Annotated in this window: 13 protein-coding genes and 1 tRNA gene; 2 read left to right on the plus strand and 12 right to left on the minus strand. The window is 24.9% G+C overall.

Going from position 1 to position 19,681, the window contains the following annotated elements:
• Window positions 1-30: 30 nt before the first annotated feature.
• Together GUU85_RS01710 and GUU85_RS01715 are read right to left on the minus strand one after the other, a co-directional pair.
• Window positions 31-2,892 carry a valine--tRNA ligase gene (locus GUU85_RS01710; protein ID WP_163119368.1) on the minus strand — a complete coding sequence of 954 codons (2,862 nt, stop codon included), beginning with the start codon at window positions 2,890-2,892 and terminating at the stop codon, window positions 31-33.
• Window positions 2,893-2,978: 86 nt separating this feature from the next.
• Window positions 2,979-4,505: a leucyl aminopeptidase gene (locus GUU85_RS01715; RefSeq protein WP_163119371.1), complete on the minus strand. Its 1,527-nt coding sequence runs from the start codon at window positions 4,503-4,505 to the stop codon at window positions 2,979-2,981.
• A gap of 224 nt (window positions 4,506-4,729) precedes the next feature.
• Between GUU85_RS01715 and argF the strand changes: the two genes are divergently transcribed.
• Entirely contained in the window at window positions 4,730-5,746 is a 1,017-nt protein-coding gene (argF, locus tag GUU85_RS01720) for an ornithine carbamoyltransferase (RefSeq protein WP_163119372.1), read from the plus strand.
• Between the two features lie 887 nt (window positions 5,747-6,633).
• Window positions 6,634-7,026: a Rid family detoxifying hydrolase gene (locus tag GUU85_RS01725; RefSeq protein ID WP_163119374.1), complete on the plus strand. Its 393-nt coding sequence runs from the start codon at window positions 6,634-6,636 to the stop codon at window positions 7,024-7,026.
• A 43-nt stretch (window positions 7,027-7,069) separates the two neighbouring features.
• Here the strand turns inward: GUU85_RS01725 and GUU85_RS01730 are convergent, their stop codons facing one another.
• The 10 genes from GUU85_RS01730 to glmM form a co-directional block, all read right to left on the minus strand.
• On the minus strand, window positions 7,070-8,875 hold the full coding sequence (locus GUU85_RS01730) for a DEAD/DEAH family ATP-dependent RNA helicase (RefSeq protein ID WP_163119376.1): 1,806 nt from the start codon (window positions 8,873-8,875) through the stop codon (window positions 7,070-7,072).
• Window positions 8,876-9,244: 369 nt separating this feature from the next.
• On the minus strand, window positions 9,245-11,368 hold the full coding sequence (gene pnp, locus GUU85_RS01735; RefSeq protein WP_163119377.1) for a polyribonucleotide nucleotidyltransferase: 2,124 nt from the start codon (window positions 11,366-11,368) through the stop codon (window positions 9,245-9,247).
• Between the two features lie 141 nt (window positions 11,369-11,509).
• Window positions 11,510-11,779 carry a 30S ribosomal protein S15 gene (gene rpsO / locus GUU85_RS01740; RefSeq protein WP_163119378.1) on the minus strand — a complete coding sequence of 90 codons (270 nt, stop codon included), beginning with the start codon at window positions 11,777-11,779 and terminating at the stop codon, window positions 11,510-11,512.
• A gap of 97 nt (window positions 11,780-11,876) precedes the next feature.
• Complete coding sequence (truB, locus tag GUU85_RS01745; protein ID WP_163119379.1) at window positions 11,877-12,827, minus strand: tRNA pseudouridine(55) synthase TruB; 951 nt, start codon at window positions 12,825-12,827, stop codon at window positions 11,877-11,879.
• A 15-nt stretch (window positions 12,828-12,842) separates the two neighbouring features.
• Window positions 12,843-13,226, minus strand: a complete 384-nt coding sequence (gene rbfA, locus GUU85_RS01750; RefSeq protein WP_163119380.1) for a 30S ribosome-binding factor RbfA — start codon at window positions 13,224-13,226, stop codon at window positions 12,843-12,845.
• A 34-nt stretch (window positions 13,227-13,260) separates the two neighbouring features.
• A complete protein-coding gene (infB, locus tag GUU85_RS01755) occupies window positions 13,261-15,813 on the minus strand; it encodes a translation initiation factor IF-2 (protein ID WP_163119381.1) in 2,553 nt (850 codons plus the stop codon).
• A gap of 15 nt (window positions 15,814-15,828) precedes the next feature.
• Window positions 15,829-17,319: a transcription termination factor NusA gene (gene nusA, locus GUU85_RS01760; protein WP_163119382.1), complete on the minus strand. Its 1,491-nt coding sequence runs from the start codon at window positions 17,317-17,319 to the stop codon at window positions 15,829-15,831.
• A gap of 334 nt (window positions 17,320-17,653) precedes the next feature.
• Window positions 17,654-17,736: transfer RNA gene (locus tag GUU85_RS01765), tRNA-Leu, on the minus strand.
• Between the two features lie 30 nt (window positions 17,737-17,766).
• Window positions 17,767-18,105, minus strand: coding sequence for a preprotein translocase subunit SecG (secG, locus tag GUU85_RS01770; RefSeq protein ID WP_163119383.1), 339 nt, complete (start codon window positions 18,103-18,105; stop codon window positions 17,767-17,769).
• A 192-nt stretch (window positions 18,106-18,297) separates the two neighbouring features.
• On the minus strand, window positions 18,298-19,632 hold the full coding sequence (glmM, locus tag GUU85_RS01775; protein ID WP_163119384.1) for a phosphoglucosamine mutase: 1,335 nt from the start codon (window positions 19,630-19,632) through the stop codon (window positions 18,298-18,300).
• Window positions 19,633-19,681 lie beyond the last annotated feature (49 nt).

The following is a 19,681-nucleotide window of genomic DNA, read 5'->3' on the forward strand; positions in this document are numbered from 1 at the left end:
AAATATATTTTTAAAATGTATAAAATAGTTTTAAAAAGATAAATTTTGTAAAATTTTTATTTGATTAGATAATTTATTATATATATCATGTAATTCTAATAATTTATTTTTTTTTCTATTAACGATATTATTAGGAGCAAATTTTAAAAAATTTTGATTCATTACTGTATCTTGAAGATTTAAGATATTAACTTTGACTCTATTTTTTTCTTTTTTTAAACGTTCTAATTCTTTCTCTTTATTAACCATTTTTATAATTGGAATTAAGATTTCTACTCCATCAATAATTTCTTTAATACATGCATCTTTATTATATTCTTTTAAAATAATTGTAATACTATCTAAAAAAGCTATACTCTTGATAAGTAATATATTATCTTTAATAATTTTTTCTTTTTCATCAGTGATGTTATATATTAACAATGGTAATAATTTATTAGCGTTAATATTCATTTTTACTCTAATATTTCTTAAAAAAACAATAATATTTTTTATCCAATTCACATTGTTTAATATTTTTTTATCATATAAATCTTGATTATATTTTGGAAAAGGTTCTAGCATAATTGTTTTTTTTGGAATTTTCTTCATCACTGTAATACGTTGCCAAATAGCTTCTGTTATAAAAGGCATAATAGGATGTATTAATTTTAAAAGAGATTCTAAAACATATATTAGAATATTTTTAGTTAAACAAATATCTTTTAATGAACTAGTTTTAATAATAATTTTAACAAATTCTAAATACCAATCACAAAAAACATTCCACACAAAATCATATAAAATATTTGATGCAAGATCAAATCGATAAGTATCTAATGACTGACGATATAATTTTACTGTATTATTTAAAACTATTAAAATCCATTTATTTATTAATAACATATTATCTTGTTTATTAAATTGTGTAAACTTATGATCTATTGTATTTTGTAAAACAAATCGACTAGCATGCCATAATTTGTTGCAAAAATTACGATATCCTTGTAATCTATTCATGTCCCATTTAATATCGCGTGTATTAGATGCTAAAGCTACGAATGTAAATCGTAATGCATCTGTTCCAGTAGATATAATGCCATGAGGAAATTGCTTAGAAGTCGATTTCACGATGTTATTATATAATTTTGGATTTAATAAATTTTGTGTTCTTTTTTGAATTAATTTTTTTAAAGAAATTCCATCTATCATATCTAAAGGATCAATAACATTACCTTTAGACTTAGACATTTTTTTTCCATCTTCATCGCGAATTAATCCTGTGATATAAATATTTTTAAAAGGCACTTCAGGATTATTATATTTATCTTTAATAAAATACATTGTTAACATAATCATTCTAGCAATCCAAAAAAAAATAATATCAAATCCACTGATAATTATATTAGTAGGATGAAAAATTTTTAAAAATTCAGTTTGATTAGGCCATCCTAATGTAGAAAAAGTCCATAAACCAGAAGAAAACCATGTATCTAATACATTTGTATCTTGTTCTAATAATGTATTTTTTGAAATATTATATTTTTTACGTATATCTATTTCATTTTGTCCAACATATATATTTTTTTTATTATCGTACCATATTGGAATACGATGTCCCCACCATAACTGACGAGAAATACACCAATCTTCAATGTTATTCATCCAAGAAAAATACATTTTTTCATATTGTTTAGGTATAAATTTAATTTTTTGATCTTTCACAGCACGAATAGCTTCTTGAGCTAATTTAGATGTTTTTAAATACCATTGATTTGTTAGCATCGGTTCAATCACAGCATCGCTTCTATCGCTATATGGTATAATAATCTGTGATTCTTCTATTTTTTCAATTAATCTTAATTTAGTTAATTCTTTAACCACTTGAATACGTGCAGATATAATATCTAATTGTTGTAATTGATGTGGAATATATGTACTATATTGATTAGATTTTTCGCCTTTATAATTGTAAACTTTAGATTTAGATTGAATACGACCATCTAAAGTAAAAATATTAATCATTGGTAATTTATGATTTAAACCTACTTTGTAATCATTAAAATCATGTGCAGGAGTAATTTTAACACAACCTGTTCCTTTTTCTAAATTAGCATATTGATCTCCAATAATCGGAATTACTCTATTTATTAAAGGAGATAAAACCAATTGACCAATTAAAAAACTATAATTCGGATCTTTAGGATTAATAGCAATAGCTGTGTCACCTAACAACGTTTCAGGTCTAGTAGTAGATATTACTAAATATTTTATTTTATTTTTTAAATGAATATTATTTTGAATAATAGGATAACGAATAAACCATCTTTTACCTTTAACTGTACGATGATTCACTTCTAAATCTGAAACTACAGTTTCTAATTTTGAATCCCAATGAACTAATTTTTTTTTTTGATAAATAAAATTATTTTTATAAAATAAAATAAACGCTTCCCTGACTGCAAGAGATATTTCAGGATCTAAAGTAAATTTTTCATGATCCCAATCAACTGATATCCCTAAACGCTTCATTTGTTGTTTTATAATATTATTAGATTTATTTTTCCATATCCAAATTTTTTTTATAAATTCATCTCTACTATAATCTTTTTTGGTTTTTTGTTCTTCTGAAAATATTTTTCGTTCAACTAATATTTGTGTTGCTATACCTGCGTGATCTGTCCCTACTTGCCAAAATGTATTTTTCCCTTGCATTCTATGATAACGAATTAATACATCCATAATTGTTTGTTGAAATGCATGACCCATATGTAGACTTCCTGTTACATTTGGAGGGGGCATCATCATACAAAATGTTGTTTTTTTTGTATGATCAGGTTTAAAATATCCATTTTTCTCCCAAAAATTATATAAATATTCTTCGAAATGTTTAGGATTATAATGTTTTTTCATAATTTTATACTATTATTATCTTAGTGTAAAAAGTAATATTACGATATAAATAAAAATCATTTAATTAACAAATAAAAATGATTAATTTACTTATTAATTTGTGAAAACGAATAATTATCTAGTTGATTAAGCAAAAATTGACATAACAGTTCTACAGGACGTCCTGTTGCTCCTTCTGTTCTACTAGATTTCCATGCAGTACCAGCAATATCTAAATGTGCCCACTTATATTTTTTTGTAAAATTTGCAAGAAAACAGGCAGCAGTTATAGCTCCAGCATGACTTTTTCCTGAATTAGATAAATCTGCAATATTAGAAATTAAATCTTTTTGATATTCTGAAGCTAATGGTAAAGACCATACTTTATCATTTGTTTGTTCAGCAGCAAAATATAATTGTTTTTCTAATTCTGGATCATTAGTAAAAAGACCACTAATTGATTCTCCTAAAGCTGTAACACAAGCTCCAGTTAATGTTGCAATATCAATTACGATATCAGGAGAAAAACGTTCTAAATATGTCAATGAATCACATAAAACTAAACGTCCTTCTGCATCTGTATTTAATACTTCTACTGTTTTCCCCGACATAGTAGTTATAACATCACCAGGTCTAAAAGATTGACCACTAGGCATGTTTTCACAACCAGATAAAATACCTATTATTGTTAAAGGAAGCTGTAATTTAGCAACCATTGTCAATATACCATATACAGCTGCAGCACCACACATATCGTATTTCATATAATGCATATTCAAAGCAGGCTTAATAGATATGCCTCCAGAATCAAATGTTACACCTTTCCCTACTAAAGCAATAGTTTTTTTATTAACATTACTATCTTCTTGAGAATATCTCACGATAGACATAAATGGTTTATTTTTTGATCCGTTCCCAACAGCTACATACGCATTCATTCCTAATTTTTTCATTTGCTCTATATCAATAACTTCCACAGAAATATTTCTTTTATATTTTTTACATAGTTTTTTAACTTCACCAGATAAATATAATGGAGTACAAATATTAGGTGGCAAATTGCTTAGATTTTTAGCTGATTGAATACCAGAACTAATAGCTAGTGCATGTTGTAAAGATATTTTCGCATAATATAAATCAGATTTTATTAAAACATTTAACACTACATCATGAATATTGAAATTATTTTTTTTAATACTGTTTTCTTTAAAAATATTATAACAACTATCTTCTATAGACAGCAATATTAATCTAATAATCCAATATATATTATTATTTACATTAATAATTAATTCTGAAAAAGAATAAATAATATGTTTAATAGAATATTTTTTTAATACCTTTATACTATTTTTTATAAGTTTTTTAAAACGCGATATATTTAATTTATTTTTTTTACCACACCCTACTAATAATATTCTTTTTGATATAATGTTAGGAACATTATACAATAATAATGTTTCTCCTATTTTACCGTTAATATCACCTAATTTCACTAAAGAAGCAATATAATTATTACTACATTTATTTAAATAATTTAAAGATTCAGAAAATTCACACGATTCAAAAATAGCTAAAACAATACAATCCGTTTCTTCGGATTCTAATAAACATTTTTTTATAAAAAAATTCATCGAATTATCACTTATTTAAATATAGTTAATTTAATTATTTAAAAATTAATATTAAAAGCATTATAAAAAATATTTTTATATTTTATATTCTTTTAAAACAATATTTTAATTATAAGATTTATTCATATAATTTAAAATAAAATATTATATACTATAAAAATAATTTTTCTTCAATTAGAATATATAAAAATATATTTTTTCATACTATAAATGAGTATTTAATTATGAATCATCTTTATCAACGTCATTTTTTAAGACTGTTTGATTTTAATGCATTAGAGTTAAAAAGTATAATTAAATTAGCGCAAAAATTAAAAAAAAATAAACAAAATAATACAGAAATTCAATTACTTCAAAAAAAAAATATTGTTTTAATTTTTGAAAAAGAATCTACTCGCACTAGATGTGCTTTTGAATTAGCTGCATTTGATCAAGGAGCGCATGTTACATATCTTGGACCAGGTAGTACGCATATTGGACAAAAAGAATCAATTTCAGATACAGCCAAAATACTTGGACGTTTATATGATGGTATTCAATATAGAGGACATGATCATAAAAAAATAGAAATTTTAGCAGATAATTCAAACGTTCCTGTTTGGAATGGTTTAACTAAAAAATTCCATCCAACTCAATTACTTGCTGATTTATTAACTATTCAAGAAATATATCCAAATAAAAAATTTCATGAAATTACATGTGCATATGTTGGAGACGCAAGTAATAATATAGGAAATAGTTTATTAGAAGCTGCTTTATTATTTAATTTTACTCTGCGTATCATTGCTCCTAAAAAATATTGGCCAGAAAAAAAAATATTAAAGTTACATCAAGAAAATCAAAAAAATTATCCATCGAATATAATATATACTGAAAATATTCAAAAAGGCGTAAAAAATGTAGATTTTATATATACTGATGTTTGGATGTCAATGGGTGAATCACAAGACAATTGGGAAAAAAGAATTCAATTATTACGTCCTTATCAAGTCAATACATCAATGCTAGATATGACTAATAATCCAGATATTAAAGTATTACATTGTTTACCTGCGTTACATGATCAACATACTGAAATAGGAAGAAATTTATCTAAAAAATATGGATTTGACAATGGAATTGAAATTACTCATGATGTATTTCAAAAAAATGAAGATATTATTTTTCAGCAAGCTGAGAATCGATTACATACTATAAAAGCAATTCTTATATCTAGTTTATTACAAAAAATTAGTCTTTAAAATAAGTGATAATATTTTATACATTCAAAATTAAAATGATTTTTTTAGTATGATTGCACTTATTAAATTGATATTTGTTTATTTTTTAAAGTTTATAATATATCTAATAAAATTCATAATGTAGTTTTTAAATATAAATATAATCTTTTAAACAACTTAATATATATTTCATTAAATATTATTAATTATATAGTATATAAAATTTTAAAAAAATATAAATTATTGAGTTAAATTAATTAGTTATACAATTTTTTTAAATAATATAATTTAAAATGATATATAGTTAAAAGGTATATATTTAATAATAATAGTATTTTCTCACACTATATTGCATATAAAAAAAATAGTATTTTCAATATAGTTGCTAAAAATAAATAAATATAACACAATAATGTAATGTATTTTATTGTTGATCGTATATTAAAAAATACATAATAATTTTTTAATGAATATTAAATTTTATGTATACAAAGCCATCATATTACATACTAAATATGATATTTATCATATAGTGAAGTAAAATTAATATTTTTAATTATTTTATAATATTAATAATTACTATTAATATAAATTAATATTATCTAAAATAGAAATGAATAAGTAAGAAAAAATTGTTTTGATAATAATAGTTATATTAATAAAAAATTATATATTAATTAATAATTATTGTAGTCATTACCGTTTACTAAAATAAAAAATATTAATATATACACTAAGATTAATTTTCAAAATTAATAAAAAATTAAAAAATCTATAGAAATGTATACATTACTAATCATATAAATAAAAATATTTTTTTTAAAAAATATCCATATTATACAACTATTTAAAAAATAATATAATCAGATCAATAACATATTTTAATTAAAAAAAAGAGAATAATTTACATGACATATATCATAAATACAACAACTGCTCCTAAACCTATTGGTCCTTATTCTCAAGCAATTCAAGTTAATAATATGATTATATTATCAGGCCAAATACCTATTGATATGATGTCTAATCATATACCAGATAATATTGCAGAACAAACTTATCTTGTATTAAAAAATATTGAATCTATTTTAATAAATGCAAAATTTCATGTTAAAGATATTGTTAAGACAACTATATTTACTACTACTTTAAAAAAAATTAACATTATTAATGAAATTTATAAAAAATTTTTTTTAAATCATACAAAAATTTTTCCAGCTCGATCTTGCATAGAAGTACAAGCATTACCTAAAAACGTAAAAATAGAAATTGAAGCCATAGCATTTAAAGATCATAATTAATATATAAATTAATATGCCGCAAAGCGGCATAAAAAACAATATACTAAATATTTTTACGACGAATAAAAGATGATTTTGATTCATTTTTTTTAGATAAGTGAATTTTATTTGAATTATGCTCAGAAATAAAACGATTATTGTTTTTATCTCGATTTAATATCGCACGATTAGATGTTTTACTGTCGTAATTACGAGCATCTCGTAATAATTTTATATTAATTAATTTATTTAAAATTCTAGTACGAGAAAATTTTTGTAATAAATCTTTTGAATTTCCTTTAGGCAACTCAATTATTGAATAAGAAGAAAAAAGTTTAATGTTGCCAATATGACGACTATGAATATTGCCTTCATTGGCAATAGCTCCAACTATATGACGCACTTCTACACCATCGTTGCGACCAACTTCAATACGATATAAATCTATATCTTTCTGTTCACGAAATTCACGACGCAATCTGTGGTTATTTCTTTTATCTTCATATCGACGATCATTTTTTAACAAAATATCACGAGATGGACGTTTAATTAAATCTTTTTTAATAATTAAAGGACGTTCACCTTGAGCCATTTTTAATAAAGCAGCAGCTAAAGTCTTAATATCTAAATCATCTGATGAATATAATTTATCTAATAATGCACTATATTCATCTAAATCACGACTTTCTAATTGTTCTTGAACTTTTTTTGCAAATTTTTCAAGACGTCTTTTACATAATAATTCTATATTAGGCAATTGTACTTCTGGAATCGACTGTTTAACAGTATATTCTATATTTCGTAATAAACGACGCTCACGATTTTCAACAAATAATAGTGCTCGACCTGCTCTACCTGCTCGTCCTGTACGACCTATACGATGTACATAAGATTCTGAATCCATTGGGATATCATAATTAATCACAAAACTAATACGATCAACATCTAAACCTCGAGCAGCAACATCAGTAGCAATTAAAATATCTAATCTACCATTTTTCAATCTCTCTAAAGTTTGCTCTCTTAAAGCTTGATTCATATCTCCATTTAATGCAGCGCTATTATATCCATTTTTTTCTAGCGCTTCAGAAACTTCTAAAGTTGCATTTTTAGTTTTAACAAAAATAATTGTAGCAGAAAAATCTTCTACTTCTAAGAAACGAATTAACGCATCAGTTTTTCGACCATATACCATCCAGTAACTTTGTTTTATATCTGGACGTGTAGTAATATTAGATTGTATTTTTATTTCTTCTGGATTATTCATGAATCTTTTAGAAATGCGACGTATAGCTTCCGGCATAGTAGCTGAAAATAATGCCGTTTGATGTGTTTTTGGAATTTTTGTCATAATTGTTTCTACATCTTCTATAAATCCCATTCGTAACATTTCATCTGCTTCATCTAAAACTAAACTATGTAAATTTGAAAGGTTAAGTGTTCCACGTTTTAAGTGGTCTAATAAACGACCTGGAGTGCCGACTACAATTTGAGGTCCTTGTCGTAATGCACGTAACTGTAAATCATATCTTTGACCACCATATAAAGGTAATACATTAATACCAATTATATATTTAGAAAAATCTGAAAATGCTTCTGCTACTTGAACAGCTAATTCTCGTGTAGGAGCTAAAACTAAAATTTGAGGAGCTTTTAAATGAATATTAAGATTATGTAACAATGGTAATGCAAAAGCAGCAGTTTTTCCGCTACCTGTTTGAGCCATTCCTAATACATCACGTCCTTGCAATAAAAGAGGAATACATGTTTTTTGAATAGGCGAAGGTTTGACATAACCCATTTCGCTTAAAGATTGAATCAGAAAAGAATTTAAACCAAGAACAGAAAATGTGCTTTCAATATGAGTCATGCAGTAGATATGCCTTTTCAGTTACAGTAGCCAGTCTACATAGCTCATGATGAAAATAATTATTTATTCTCATTGAAAAGTGTGAACCGGCAAAATTAAATGATCTAAAAAATAATATTATTAAATTTTTCATATAAATTAATAATAATATTAATCAGTTGTTTCTAATAATTATTTTAAATATATAATATCTGTATGAAATTAAAATATTAGTAGATTAAAAAATAATATATTAATATTGATCAGATATTATTAAAATAATAAAAAATTAAATTTTATACGATTTCTATTTATATGGTACTATTTGAACAAACATAAATCTATATTTTATTGAAAAAATATAAATAATATTTTAATTTACTGAGTAAATCAAATAATAGTATTATTTAACATTCTATTAGATAAGTTAGAATCTTCGATTTCTTTGATACTAAGTCTCAACCGACCTTGACGATCTATCTCTAAAACTTTAACAGATATAACTTGATCAAGTTTTAAATGATTTGATACTTTCTCAACTCTTTTTTTAGAAATTTGTGAAATATGTACTAATCCTTCTTTTCCAAAACCAATAGATACAAAAGCACCAAAATCAACAATTCGAGTTACCTTTCCTGAATAAATTCGTCCTATTTCAATTTCTTCTGTAATTTCTTCAATTCTACGAATAGCATGATTAGCTTTTTCTCTAACATTAGATGATATTTTAACTGTACCGTCATCTTCAATTTCAATAATCGTTCCAGTTTCTTCTGTTAACATTCGAATTACAGAACCTCCTTTTCCTATAACGTCTTTAATTTTTTCAGGATTAATTTTGATGGTATGAATTCTAGGAGCAAATTCAGATATTTCATTTCTTGATTTGCTTAAGGCTTGATTCATAATATTTAAAATGTGCAATCTAGCTGATCGCGCTTCATTTAAAGCTACATGTATAATTTCATTAGTGATACCTTCTATCTTCATATCCATTTGTAAAGATGTAATTCCTTCTTTTGTACCTGCAACTTTAAAATCCATATCACCTAAATGATCTTCATCGCCTAAAATATCTGAAAGTAAAACATACTTGTTGCCTTCTTTTACTAATCCCATTGCTATCCCAGCAACAGCAGACTTAATTGGAACACCAGCATCCATTAAAGCTAAAGAAGCTCCACATACAGATGCCATGGATGAAGAACCATTAGATTCAGTGATTTCTGATACTACTCGAATAGTATAAGGAAAATCATTTAATGTCGGCATTACAGCTAAAAGACTTCTTTTAGCAAGGCGACCATGTCCAATTTCTCGCCTTTTAGGTGATCCAACTATTCCGATTTCTCCAACAGAATATGGAGGAAAATTATAATGAAATAAAAAATTTTCTATTCTATCTCCTAATAATTCGTCTAAATTTTGAGCATCTCTAGATGTTCCTAAGGTTACAGCAACTAAAGCTTGAGTTTCACCTCTAGTAAATAAAGAAGAGCCATGTGTGCGAGGCAAAATACCAGTTCGAATATCTAACGCTCGGATCATATCTGTTTCACGACCATCAATACGTATTTGATTACTTAATATGCGTTTACGTACAATTTGTTTTTCAAGATTTTGTAAAATATCTTCTATTATTGATATATCAATATTTGAATCATCTTCTAAGCAAATTTTAATTACTTCTTCTTTAATATTATTTAATCGCTCAAATCGTTCTTGTTTATTAAAAATTAAATAAGCATTACTGATATTTTCTTGTGATAAACGAATAATTTTTGATTCTAACATTTTACTAGTTTCTGGATAAGATATTACCCAAGGTAGTTTGCTAGCTTCATTAGAAAATGAGCGAATATTATTAATCACTACTTGTTGCTGTTGATGGCCAAATATAATAGCTCCAAGCATTGTTTCTTCACTAAGTATTTTAGATTCAGCCTCTACCATCAAAATTGCGTTTTGTGTTCCAGCAATAACTAAATCTAAAGAACTGTTTTTTATATCATCTCCTAAGGGATTTAATATATATTGATTCTTAATATAACCTACTCTAGCTGCACCTATAGGTCCATAAAATGGAATACCTGATAAACTAAGTGCTGCTGACGCTCCTATAATTGAAATAATATCAGGATTAATTTGTGGATTAACTGATACTACTGTAGCAGTTATTTGTACTTCATTTAAAAAACTCTTTGGAAATAATGGACGAATTGGACGATCTATTAAACGAGCCGTTAAAATCTCATTTTCACTTGGACGTCCTTCACGTCTAAAAAATCCTCCAGGTATACGACCTGCAGCATATGTGCGTTCTTGATAATTTACAGTTAATGGAAAAAATTTTTGTCCTGAATATATTTTTTTTTGTCCAACAACAGTTACAAATACTGCTGTATCATCCATGCTGGCCATTACTGCAGCTGTTGCTTGTCTAGCCATTACTCCTGTTTCTAATGTAATAGTATGTTGACCATATTGAAATTTACGTATAATGGGATTTAGCAAAATAATATCCTTAACATGAAACTAATTTAAATAAAAAAACATTTAAATAAAATTTTTAAAATTAAATTGCAAAAAGGGCTGATAAAGCCCTTTATAAAATTGTATTTTTATTAATATAGAACTTAATTGTACAAAAATTATTTATCGTCTTAAATTCAAATTATCAATTAAGACAGTATAACGATCTATATTTTTTTTTTTTAAATAATCTAATAATTTACGACGCTTTGAAACCATATTCAAAAGACCTCTTCGACTACAATGATCTTTTTTGTGTTGAGTAAAATGTATTTGAAGATGATTGATTTGTTGAGTTAATAATGCAATTTGTACTTCTGTAACTCCACTATCTTTTTTTGATGTTCCATATTTTGAAATAATATCTTTTTTATTCATTTTTGATAAAAACATGTAATAAGACTCCATATAATATGTTTCAAATTATATTAAATTAATCTTCACTTTCTTAATTAAATTATTTTAAAATAATATCATGCTAATCTTAAATTTAATAGTGAATAACTGAATTAGCATATGTAGAAACTAATCTATATGGAATTAATAATGTTTCTTTTTTTATCTCTCCTAAACCAAGAAATTTTTTTTCTTCATCTAGAACGCGTACTAAACCATTTTTTATATTATAATTTAAACTAATTATTTGACCTAATAAAAAGTTATAAGATTGTTGATTCGCAAGATGGATTTGAGGCAAAAAAGAGACTGGGCTGTCTATTGGCATTAATAATTTATCAATTTTTTTAAAAAAATTTATTTTATTTATATAATTTGCATTAAGTATTTTATATAAACTAGATAATGTTATTAATTGATCATGTAAATATGAAGATACTTGTAATCGTCTTAAAAAAATAACATGAGCACCGCATCCTAGTTTTTCTCCTAAATCATCAACAAGTGTTCGAATATATGTTCCTTTTGAACATAATATTTTAAATTCAATTATATTTTTTTTTTGATAAATAGAATATATATTATATATTATAATTTTTCTTATTTTACGTTCAATATTCAATCCTTGACGCGCATATTTATATAAAGGCAAACCTTTATATTTAATTGCTGAATACATAGAAGGTATTTGATTAATCACTCCAATAAATTCATTAATTGACAATTTAAGTTGAACAGAATTAAATAAAATTGGACGTTTTTGTACAACAATTCCATCAGAATCAAAAGTAGATGTTTTTTCGCCTAATTTAGCAATAACATGATATCTTTTATTAGATTGCATTAAATAATGAGAAAATTTTGTTGATTCTCCAAAACAAATAGGTAACATTCCTGTAGCTAAGGGATCTAACGTACCAACATAACCTGCTTTTTTTGCATGAAAAATTGTTTTAACTTTTTGCAAAGCATTATTTGAAGATATGCCTTTTGGTTTATCTAATAATAACAGCCCATGTATATTACGTTTTTTATAAAAAAACATCTATTTTACCTTATTTTATGAAATAGAATCTGTATATTTATTATGTTTTATTATTGTTTTTAATAGAAATGAAATTTTATCTCCTTTGATTAATGTATCATCATAATAAAAAATAATATTAGGTATAATCCTTAATTTCATTTTTTTACATAATATTTTACGAATATAACTAATAGATTTATTTAGTATTATTAACGTTTTTTTAACGTTACTTAATTGATTGATATCAAAAAAACTCAAAAATACTTGAGCATGAGATAAATCTTTAGAAATTTTTACTTGTGAAACTGTAATCATAGTTACAATACGAGGATCTTTAAGTGAAAATTGTATAATTTGAGATATATTTTTTTTTAATTCTTGAGCAATACGAATAGATCTACTAAATGATTTTTCCATAATTATCTAACCAAATAAAATAAAAAATAATAATTTATAATATTTTTTCAATTTCTTTTACTTCAAAAACTTCTATAATATCTCCAATACATAGATCGTGATAATTTTTAATTCCAATTCCACATTCTAATCCATGACGTATTTCATTTAAATCTTCCTTAAAACGTCGTAAAGATTCTAATTCTCCTTTATATATAACAATATTATCTCTTAAAATATGAATAGGATTATTACGCTTAATCAGACCTTCTGTTACCATGCAACCAGCTATTAAACCATATTTAGGAGATTTAAATATATTCCTAATTTCGGCTAAACCAATAATTTTTTCTTGATATTTTGGTGATAATAAACCAGTCATAGAAGATTTAACTTCATTGATTAAATCATAAATTACTGAATAATATCTTAAATCTAAATTTTCTGTATGAATAATTTTTTTAGCAGAAGCATCTGCTCTCACATTAAACCCTAAAATAATAGCGTTTGAAGCTAATGCTAAAGAAGCATCTGTTTCTGTAATTCCTCCAATACCTACTCCTATAATATTTATTTTAACTTCATCATTAGATAATTTTAATAACGCGCTAGAAATAGCTTCTAAAGAACCTTGTATATCAGATTTAAGAATTATTTTTAATTCCGAAATATTATTTTTATTTATTTTATCAAACATATTATCTAAATTAATTGTATTTTGATTTAATAATTTGATTTCACGAGATTTTTCTTGACGATATAAAGCAACTTCTTTTGCTTTTCTTTCATCTCGTACTACAGTTACAATATCTCCAGAAAACGGTACTTTAGATAATCCTAAAATTTCTACGGGTATCGAAGGGCCTACGCTATCAATTTCACAACCATCTTGGTTATATAAAGCTTTAACACGACCATATTCAAGGCCACATAATATTATATCTCCTTTATTTAATTTTCCTTTTTTAACTAATACAGTTGCTATAGGCCCGCGACCTTTATCAAGAAAAGATTCTATAACAATCCCTTCCGCCATACCAGTAGATGGAACTTTAAGCTCTAACATTTCTGCTTGCAATAAAATTGAACTTAATAATTTATTAATCCCTTTTCCTGTTTTTGCAGAAATAGATACAAATATATTTTCACCTCCCCATTCTTCTGATAAAATATTATGTTTGGTTAAATCATTTTTTATTTTTTCAATATCTGCATCTATTTTATCAATTTTATTTATAGCAACAATCAAAGGAACATTGGCTTCTTTTGCATGTTGAATTGCTTCAATAGTTTGCGGCATAACACCATCATCTGCAGCTACAACTAATACAACAATATCAGTTAATTGAACTCCGCGAGCTCTCATAGCAGTAAATGCTGAATGTCCTGGAGTATCTAAAAAAGTAATATCACCTAAATCAGTAGTTACATAATATGCTCCAATATTTTGTGTAATACCTCCAGCTTCATAAAATGCAGTCTTAGTTGAGCGAATATAATCTAATAATGAAGTTTTACCATGATCTACGTGTCCCATGATAGTGACTATTGGAGCTCTAATAATAAAAACATTATTCCCTGTGTCACGATCTTTCATAATTAGTTCTTCTAATACATTTTCACGACGTATAATAACTTTATGACCCATTTCTTCTGCGATTAATTGTGCTGTATCTTGATCAAGAATATGATTAATAGTACCAAAAATACCCATATTCATCATATTTTTTATTACTTCAGAACTTTTTACTGCCATTTTATTAGCTAAATCTGACACAGAAATAGAACTATTAATAATTACATCTCTATTAATAATAGCTTCGGGTTTTTGAAACACTTGTTGCAATAAAATAGATTTATTTTTTTGTTTTAAAATTTTTTTATTACGATTAGTAGTGCGACTTTCTTCTTTATAATTTTTTCCATGCTGAAATTGTTTGTTATTTTTCTTTTTACGATAATTTTTTAATGTTCTATGATGATTTCTTTTATCTATTTCTACTGCTCTGTCATTTTCATCTTCAGCTTGACGTGCATGTAAAAAAGTCGTTAAATGATAATCTTTTTTTTCTTCGTCATATACAGACCAATGTTCTTTTTGATTCTTAATTCTTTTTTTATTATTTTTATCAAAAATATTTAATTCAATATGCTTGGTAGATTGTATATTTTTTACATCATGATTGACTGGAGTATATTTATTTTTTTTTTGTACATTAGGTAGTGTAATATGATTTTTTAATTCCTTTTGTTTGCAATTATCACTTTCTTGTTTTGCTATTTTAGTATCTTCTATTGTTTTTTTAAAAATATTTTGATCTTTACTTTTTAAGTAAGTTTTTTTCTTCCTAATTTCAACTTGTATAGATTTATTTTTCCCCCCAACAGTTGAAATATTTAATATACTTCGTGTTTTCCTCTGTAAAATTAAAGTATCTAAAGAAGATTGTTTTTGTGATTCTAAATATTTTAATAAAAGTTTTTTTTCAAATAAACTAATATTATCATTTTGATTTTTTTGTATTCCTATGTGCGATAATGCTTTTATTAATTCATTTATTGCTATTTTCATTTCATTAGATAAAACTATTAAACTTATATCTGGCATACTATTTTCCTATTATCAGACTTTACTACCACCGAACCAACAAATATTACGAGCAGTCATAATCAACAAACCAGCTTGTTCTGAGTTTAAATTTTTTATATCACTTAAATCATCAATTCCTTGATCAGCTAACTCTTCTAAAGTAAATATATTTTTTTGTGCTAATTGATTAGCCAGAACTGAATTCATGCCATCAATTTTTAATAAATTTTCTTCAATTTTTTTTTCTTTAAAAATATTTTTATGAGCTAATTCTATTGATAATAATTGATTTTTTGCAGTTTCACGCACTAATATTACTTCTGATTTTGTTAAACTTTTAATTTTTAATAATTCATCAAAGGGTATATACACTAATTCTTCTAAAGAAGAAAAACCTTCTTTTACTAAAATTTTAATAATATTTTCATTAATATTTAAATGATTTTTTAAAATACTAAAAGCAGCATGCGCTTCTTCTTGATGTTTAGAATGTAAATCTTCTTTTGTCATAACATTTAATTCCCAACCACTAATTTGAGAAGCTAATCGAACATTTTGACCATTACGACCAATAGCTTGCGCTAAATTATTAGCATCTACAGCAATATCCATTGTATGATTATCTTCATCGACTACAATAGAAAATACATCTGCTGGAGCCATGGCATTTATAACAAATTGAGCAGGATTATCATCCCATAAAATAATATCAATACGTTCACCGCATAATTCGCTTGATACAGCTTGTACACGAGCCCCTCTCATTCCTACACAAGCACCTACTGGATCAATACGTTTATCATTAGTTTTTACTGCAATTTTAGCACGAGACCCTGGATCACGGGCTGCTGCTTTTATTTCAATAATCTCTTCGCCAATTTCAGGTACCTCTATACGAAATAACTCAATTAACATTTCTGTCTTTGAACGACTAATAAATAATTGAGAACCGCGAGATTCTGGATAAACACCATATAAAATACCACGAATACGATCACCAGGACGAAAATTTTCTCTAGGCAACATACCTTCACGTAAAATTAAGGCTTCAGCATTATTTCCTAAATCTAACATAATATTATCTCGATTATGTTTTTTAACTATTCCAGTAATAATTTGACCAATATATTTTCGAAATTGTTCAACTAACATTGCTCGCTCAGCTTCTCGTACTTTTTGAACAATCACTTGTTTTGCAGTTTGAGTAGTTATTCTATCGAAATCTACAGATTTAATTTGATCTTCTATATAATCGTTTAAGGCAAATTTTCCACCTTCAAAACATGCGGCTTCTAAAGTAATCTCTTTAGTTGGTTGAGTTACTACATCTACTATTATCCAGCGTCGAAAAGTAGTAAAACTACCATTTTTTCGATTTATACTAACTCTTACATCAATATCTTGATCATATTTTTTTTTCGTTGCTGTTGCTAATGCAATTTCTAAAGCTTCAAAAATTTTTTCACGGGGAAGAGATTTTTCATTTGAAACAGCTTCAACAACAGCTAAGATTTCTTTATTCATCTTGTAGAACCTCAAAATAAAACTTCTTAAAATGAATAATTAACAATTATTTTACATATAATTAATTATAAAAGTTTTTATTAGAATGTTAGATTATTAATATATATATTAATTTTATGAATTAAAATTTTATACAATTAATAGTTATTTAATATTTTGATGTTGATAAATCTATATATTATTGAAAATAAATATTCTAATAAAAAACCCCGAAGATTCGGGGTTTTAGGTACTATTACCCTATTATTTAAAGTTTATGTCAATCATGTTTGAATCTTTTTAAAACAAATTATATAATCTAAGTGAATACAATTATATTTTACATTTCTTTTAATACCGAGAATGGGATTTGAACCCATACGCTTATTCAGCACTATCCCCTCAAGATAGCGTGTCTACCAATTTCACCATCTCGGCAAAATATGTAATAACTAATATTTATATCTTTTAAGATAATTCATTAGGTATATCAGAATGTAATTGTTTTTTATCTATCATATTATGTTTAATTATTTTCTTGTCAGTATTATTTTTTAAAAATAAATTAGAATCTATTGTTCTATTATTTATATTACATAAAATTATACTGATAATTAAAAATAAAAAAGATAATATTCTGATAATTTTTATTAAAAAATCATTTTTTTTAATAGATCTAAAAAATTTATCATTATTTTTAATATTTGAATGAATTGTATTATTTAAACCTTGTGATGGTTGTAATACAATTAAAAAAATTAAAGATATAGAGATAAAAATAAATAATACTAAAAAACACCAATACATAAAAAATGATTTCCTAATGATAATATTTTTATTTATTTATTATGCAATTTATATATTCAAATAAAAATTTTGTTTATAAAAATTTACATCTAAAATATTAGATATAAATTATTTATTATAATACAAAATAATTTTGAAAATTAAACATTATATTTTCAATATTATTAAATATTGAATACAAGTTTAATAATATTAGAGTAATTTGACAGTCTCTGCAATATAATGAGCAAACTTATGCACTTTTGTATAGTTTTCTCCTTGAACCATGATTCTTACACAAGGCTCTGTTCCTGATTTACGGATTAATACGAAACTATTTTCTCCTAAAAATTTTTTATATTGATTAAGAATATTTTTGATTTTGATATTTTTATTAATATTTTTTATTTTCTTTAAATAAATGTTTAATATAATCTGTGGAAGTAATTTTATTTGATTTGATAAATGATATAAAGACATATGATTATTAATCATACTTAACAATACTTGTAAACTAGCTATAATTCCATCACCTGTAGAATGTTGATCTAATAAAATGATATGACCTGATTTTTCTCCTCCTAATATACAATTTTTTTCCTTAATTTTTTTATATACATTACTATCACCTATTTTAGTAATATGAAATGGAATACCAAGTTGTTTAAAACCTAAAATAACACCTATATTAGTCATTAAAGTACCAACAACTCCGTTTTCTAATTTTTTATTTTTTAAATATTCTTTTGCAATAATATAAAGTATTTGATCTCCATCTACTTGATTACCTAAATGATCTATCATGATAATACGATCACCATCTCCATCAAATGCTAATCCAATATCAGCTTTTTTTAAGAGAACCATTTTTTTTAATTCTATAATATTAGTTGATCCTGAATTTTGATTAATATTTACTCCATTTGGATTATTTGCAATTGTTATAACTTTTGCTCCTAAATCTTGAAAAATTCTTGGTGCTACTTTATGTGTAGCCCCATTAGCACAATCTATAACAATAGTAAAATATGACAAATTTAAGTTTTTAGGAAACGTATTTTTGCAAAAATTAATATACTTATCTTCAGGATCTATAATATTTGAAGAATGACCAAAATTATTAAAATGAGAATAACAAAAATCATTTTTAATATGACTTTCAATATTATATTCAATTTTTTTGGTTAATTTTATACCATTATTATAAAAAATTTTTATACCATTATCATAAAAAAGATTATGAGAAGCGGAAATCATAATTCCAGCAGAAGCATTAAAAAATTTTGTAAAATATGCAATAGCTGAGGTTGGCATACAATTAGCTAATAAAGTAGATGCTCCTGTAGATAAAATTCCAAATTCTAAAATAGACTGTAACATATTTCCAGAAATACGAGTATCTCTACCAATAATAATTTTTTTGTTTTTATTTTTACCTAATACGGTTCCAATGGACCAGCCTAAATTTAATAAAAAATTTAATGTCATTGGATTATCTCCTACTTTTCCACGAATTCCATCTGTTTTGAAATACTGTAAAAAAGTCATGATAATTAATCCTTGTATTATTTTAAAAAAAAAATTATTTTTGCAAAAT

The sequence above is a fragment of the Buchnera aphidicola (Uroleucon sonchi) genome (assembly GCF_011035165.1).
GTDB classification, from domain to species: Bacteria; Pseudomonadota; Gammaproteobacteria; order Enterobacterales; family Enterobacteriaceae; genus Buchnera; species Buchnera aphidicola_BE.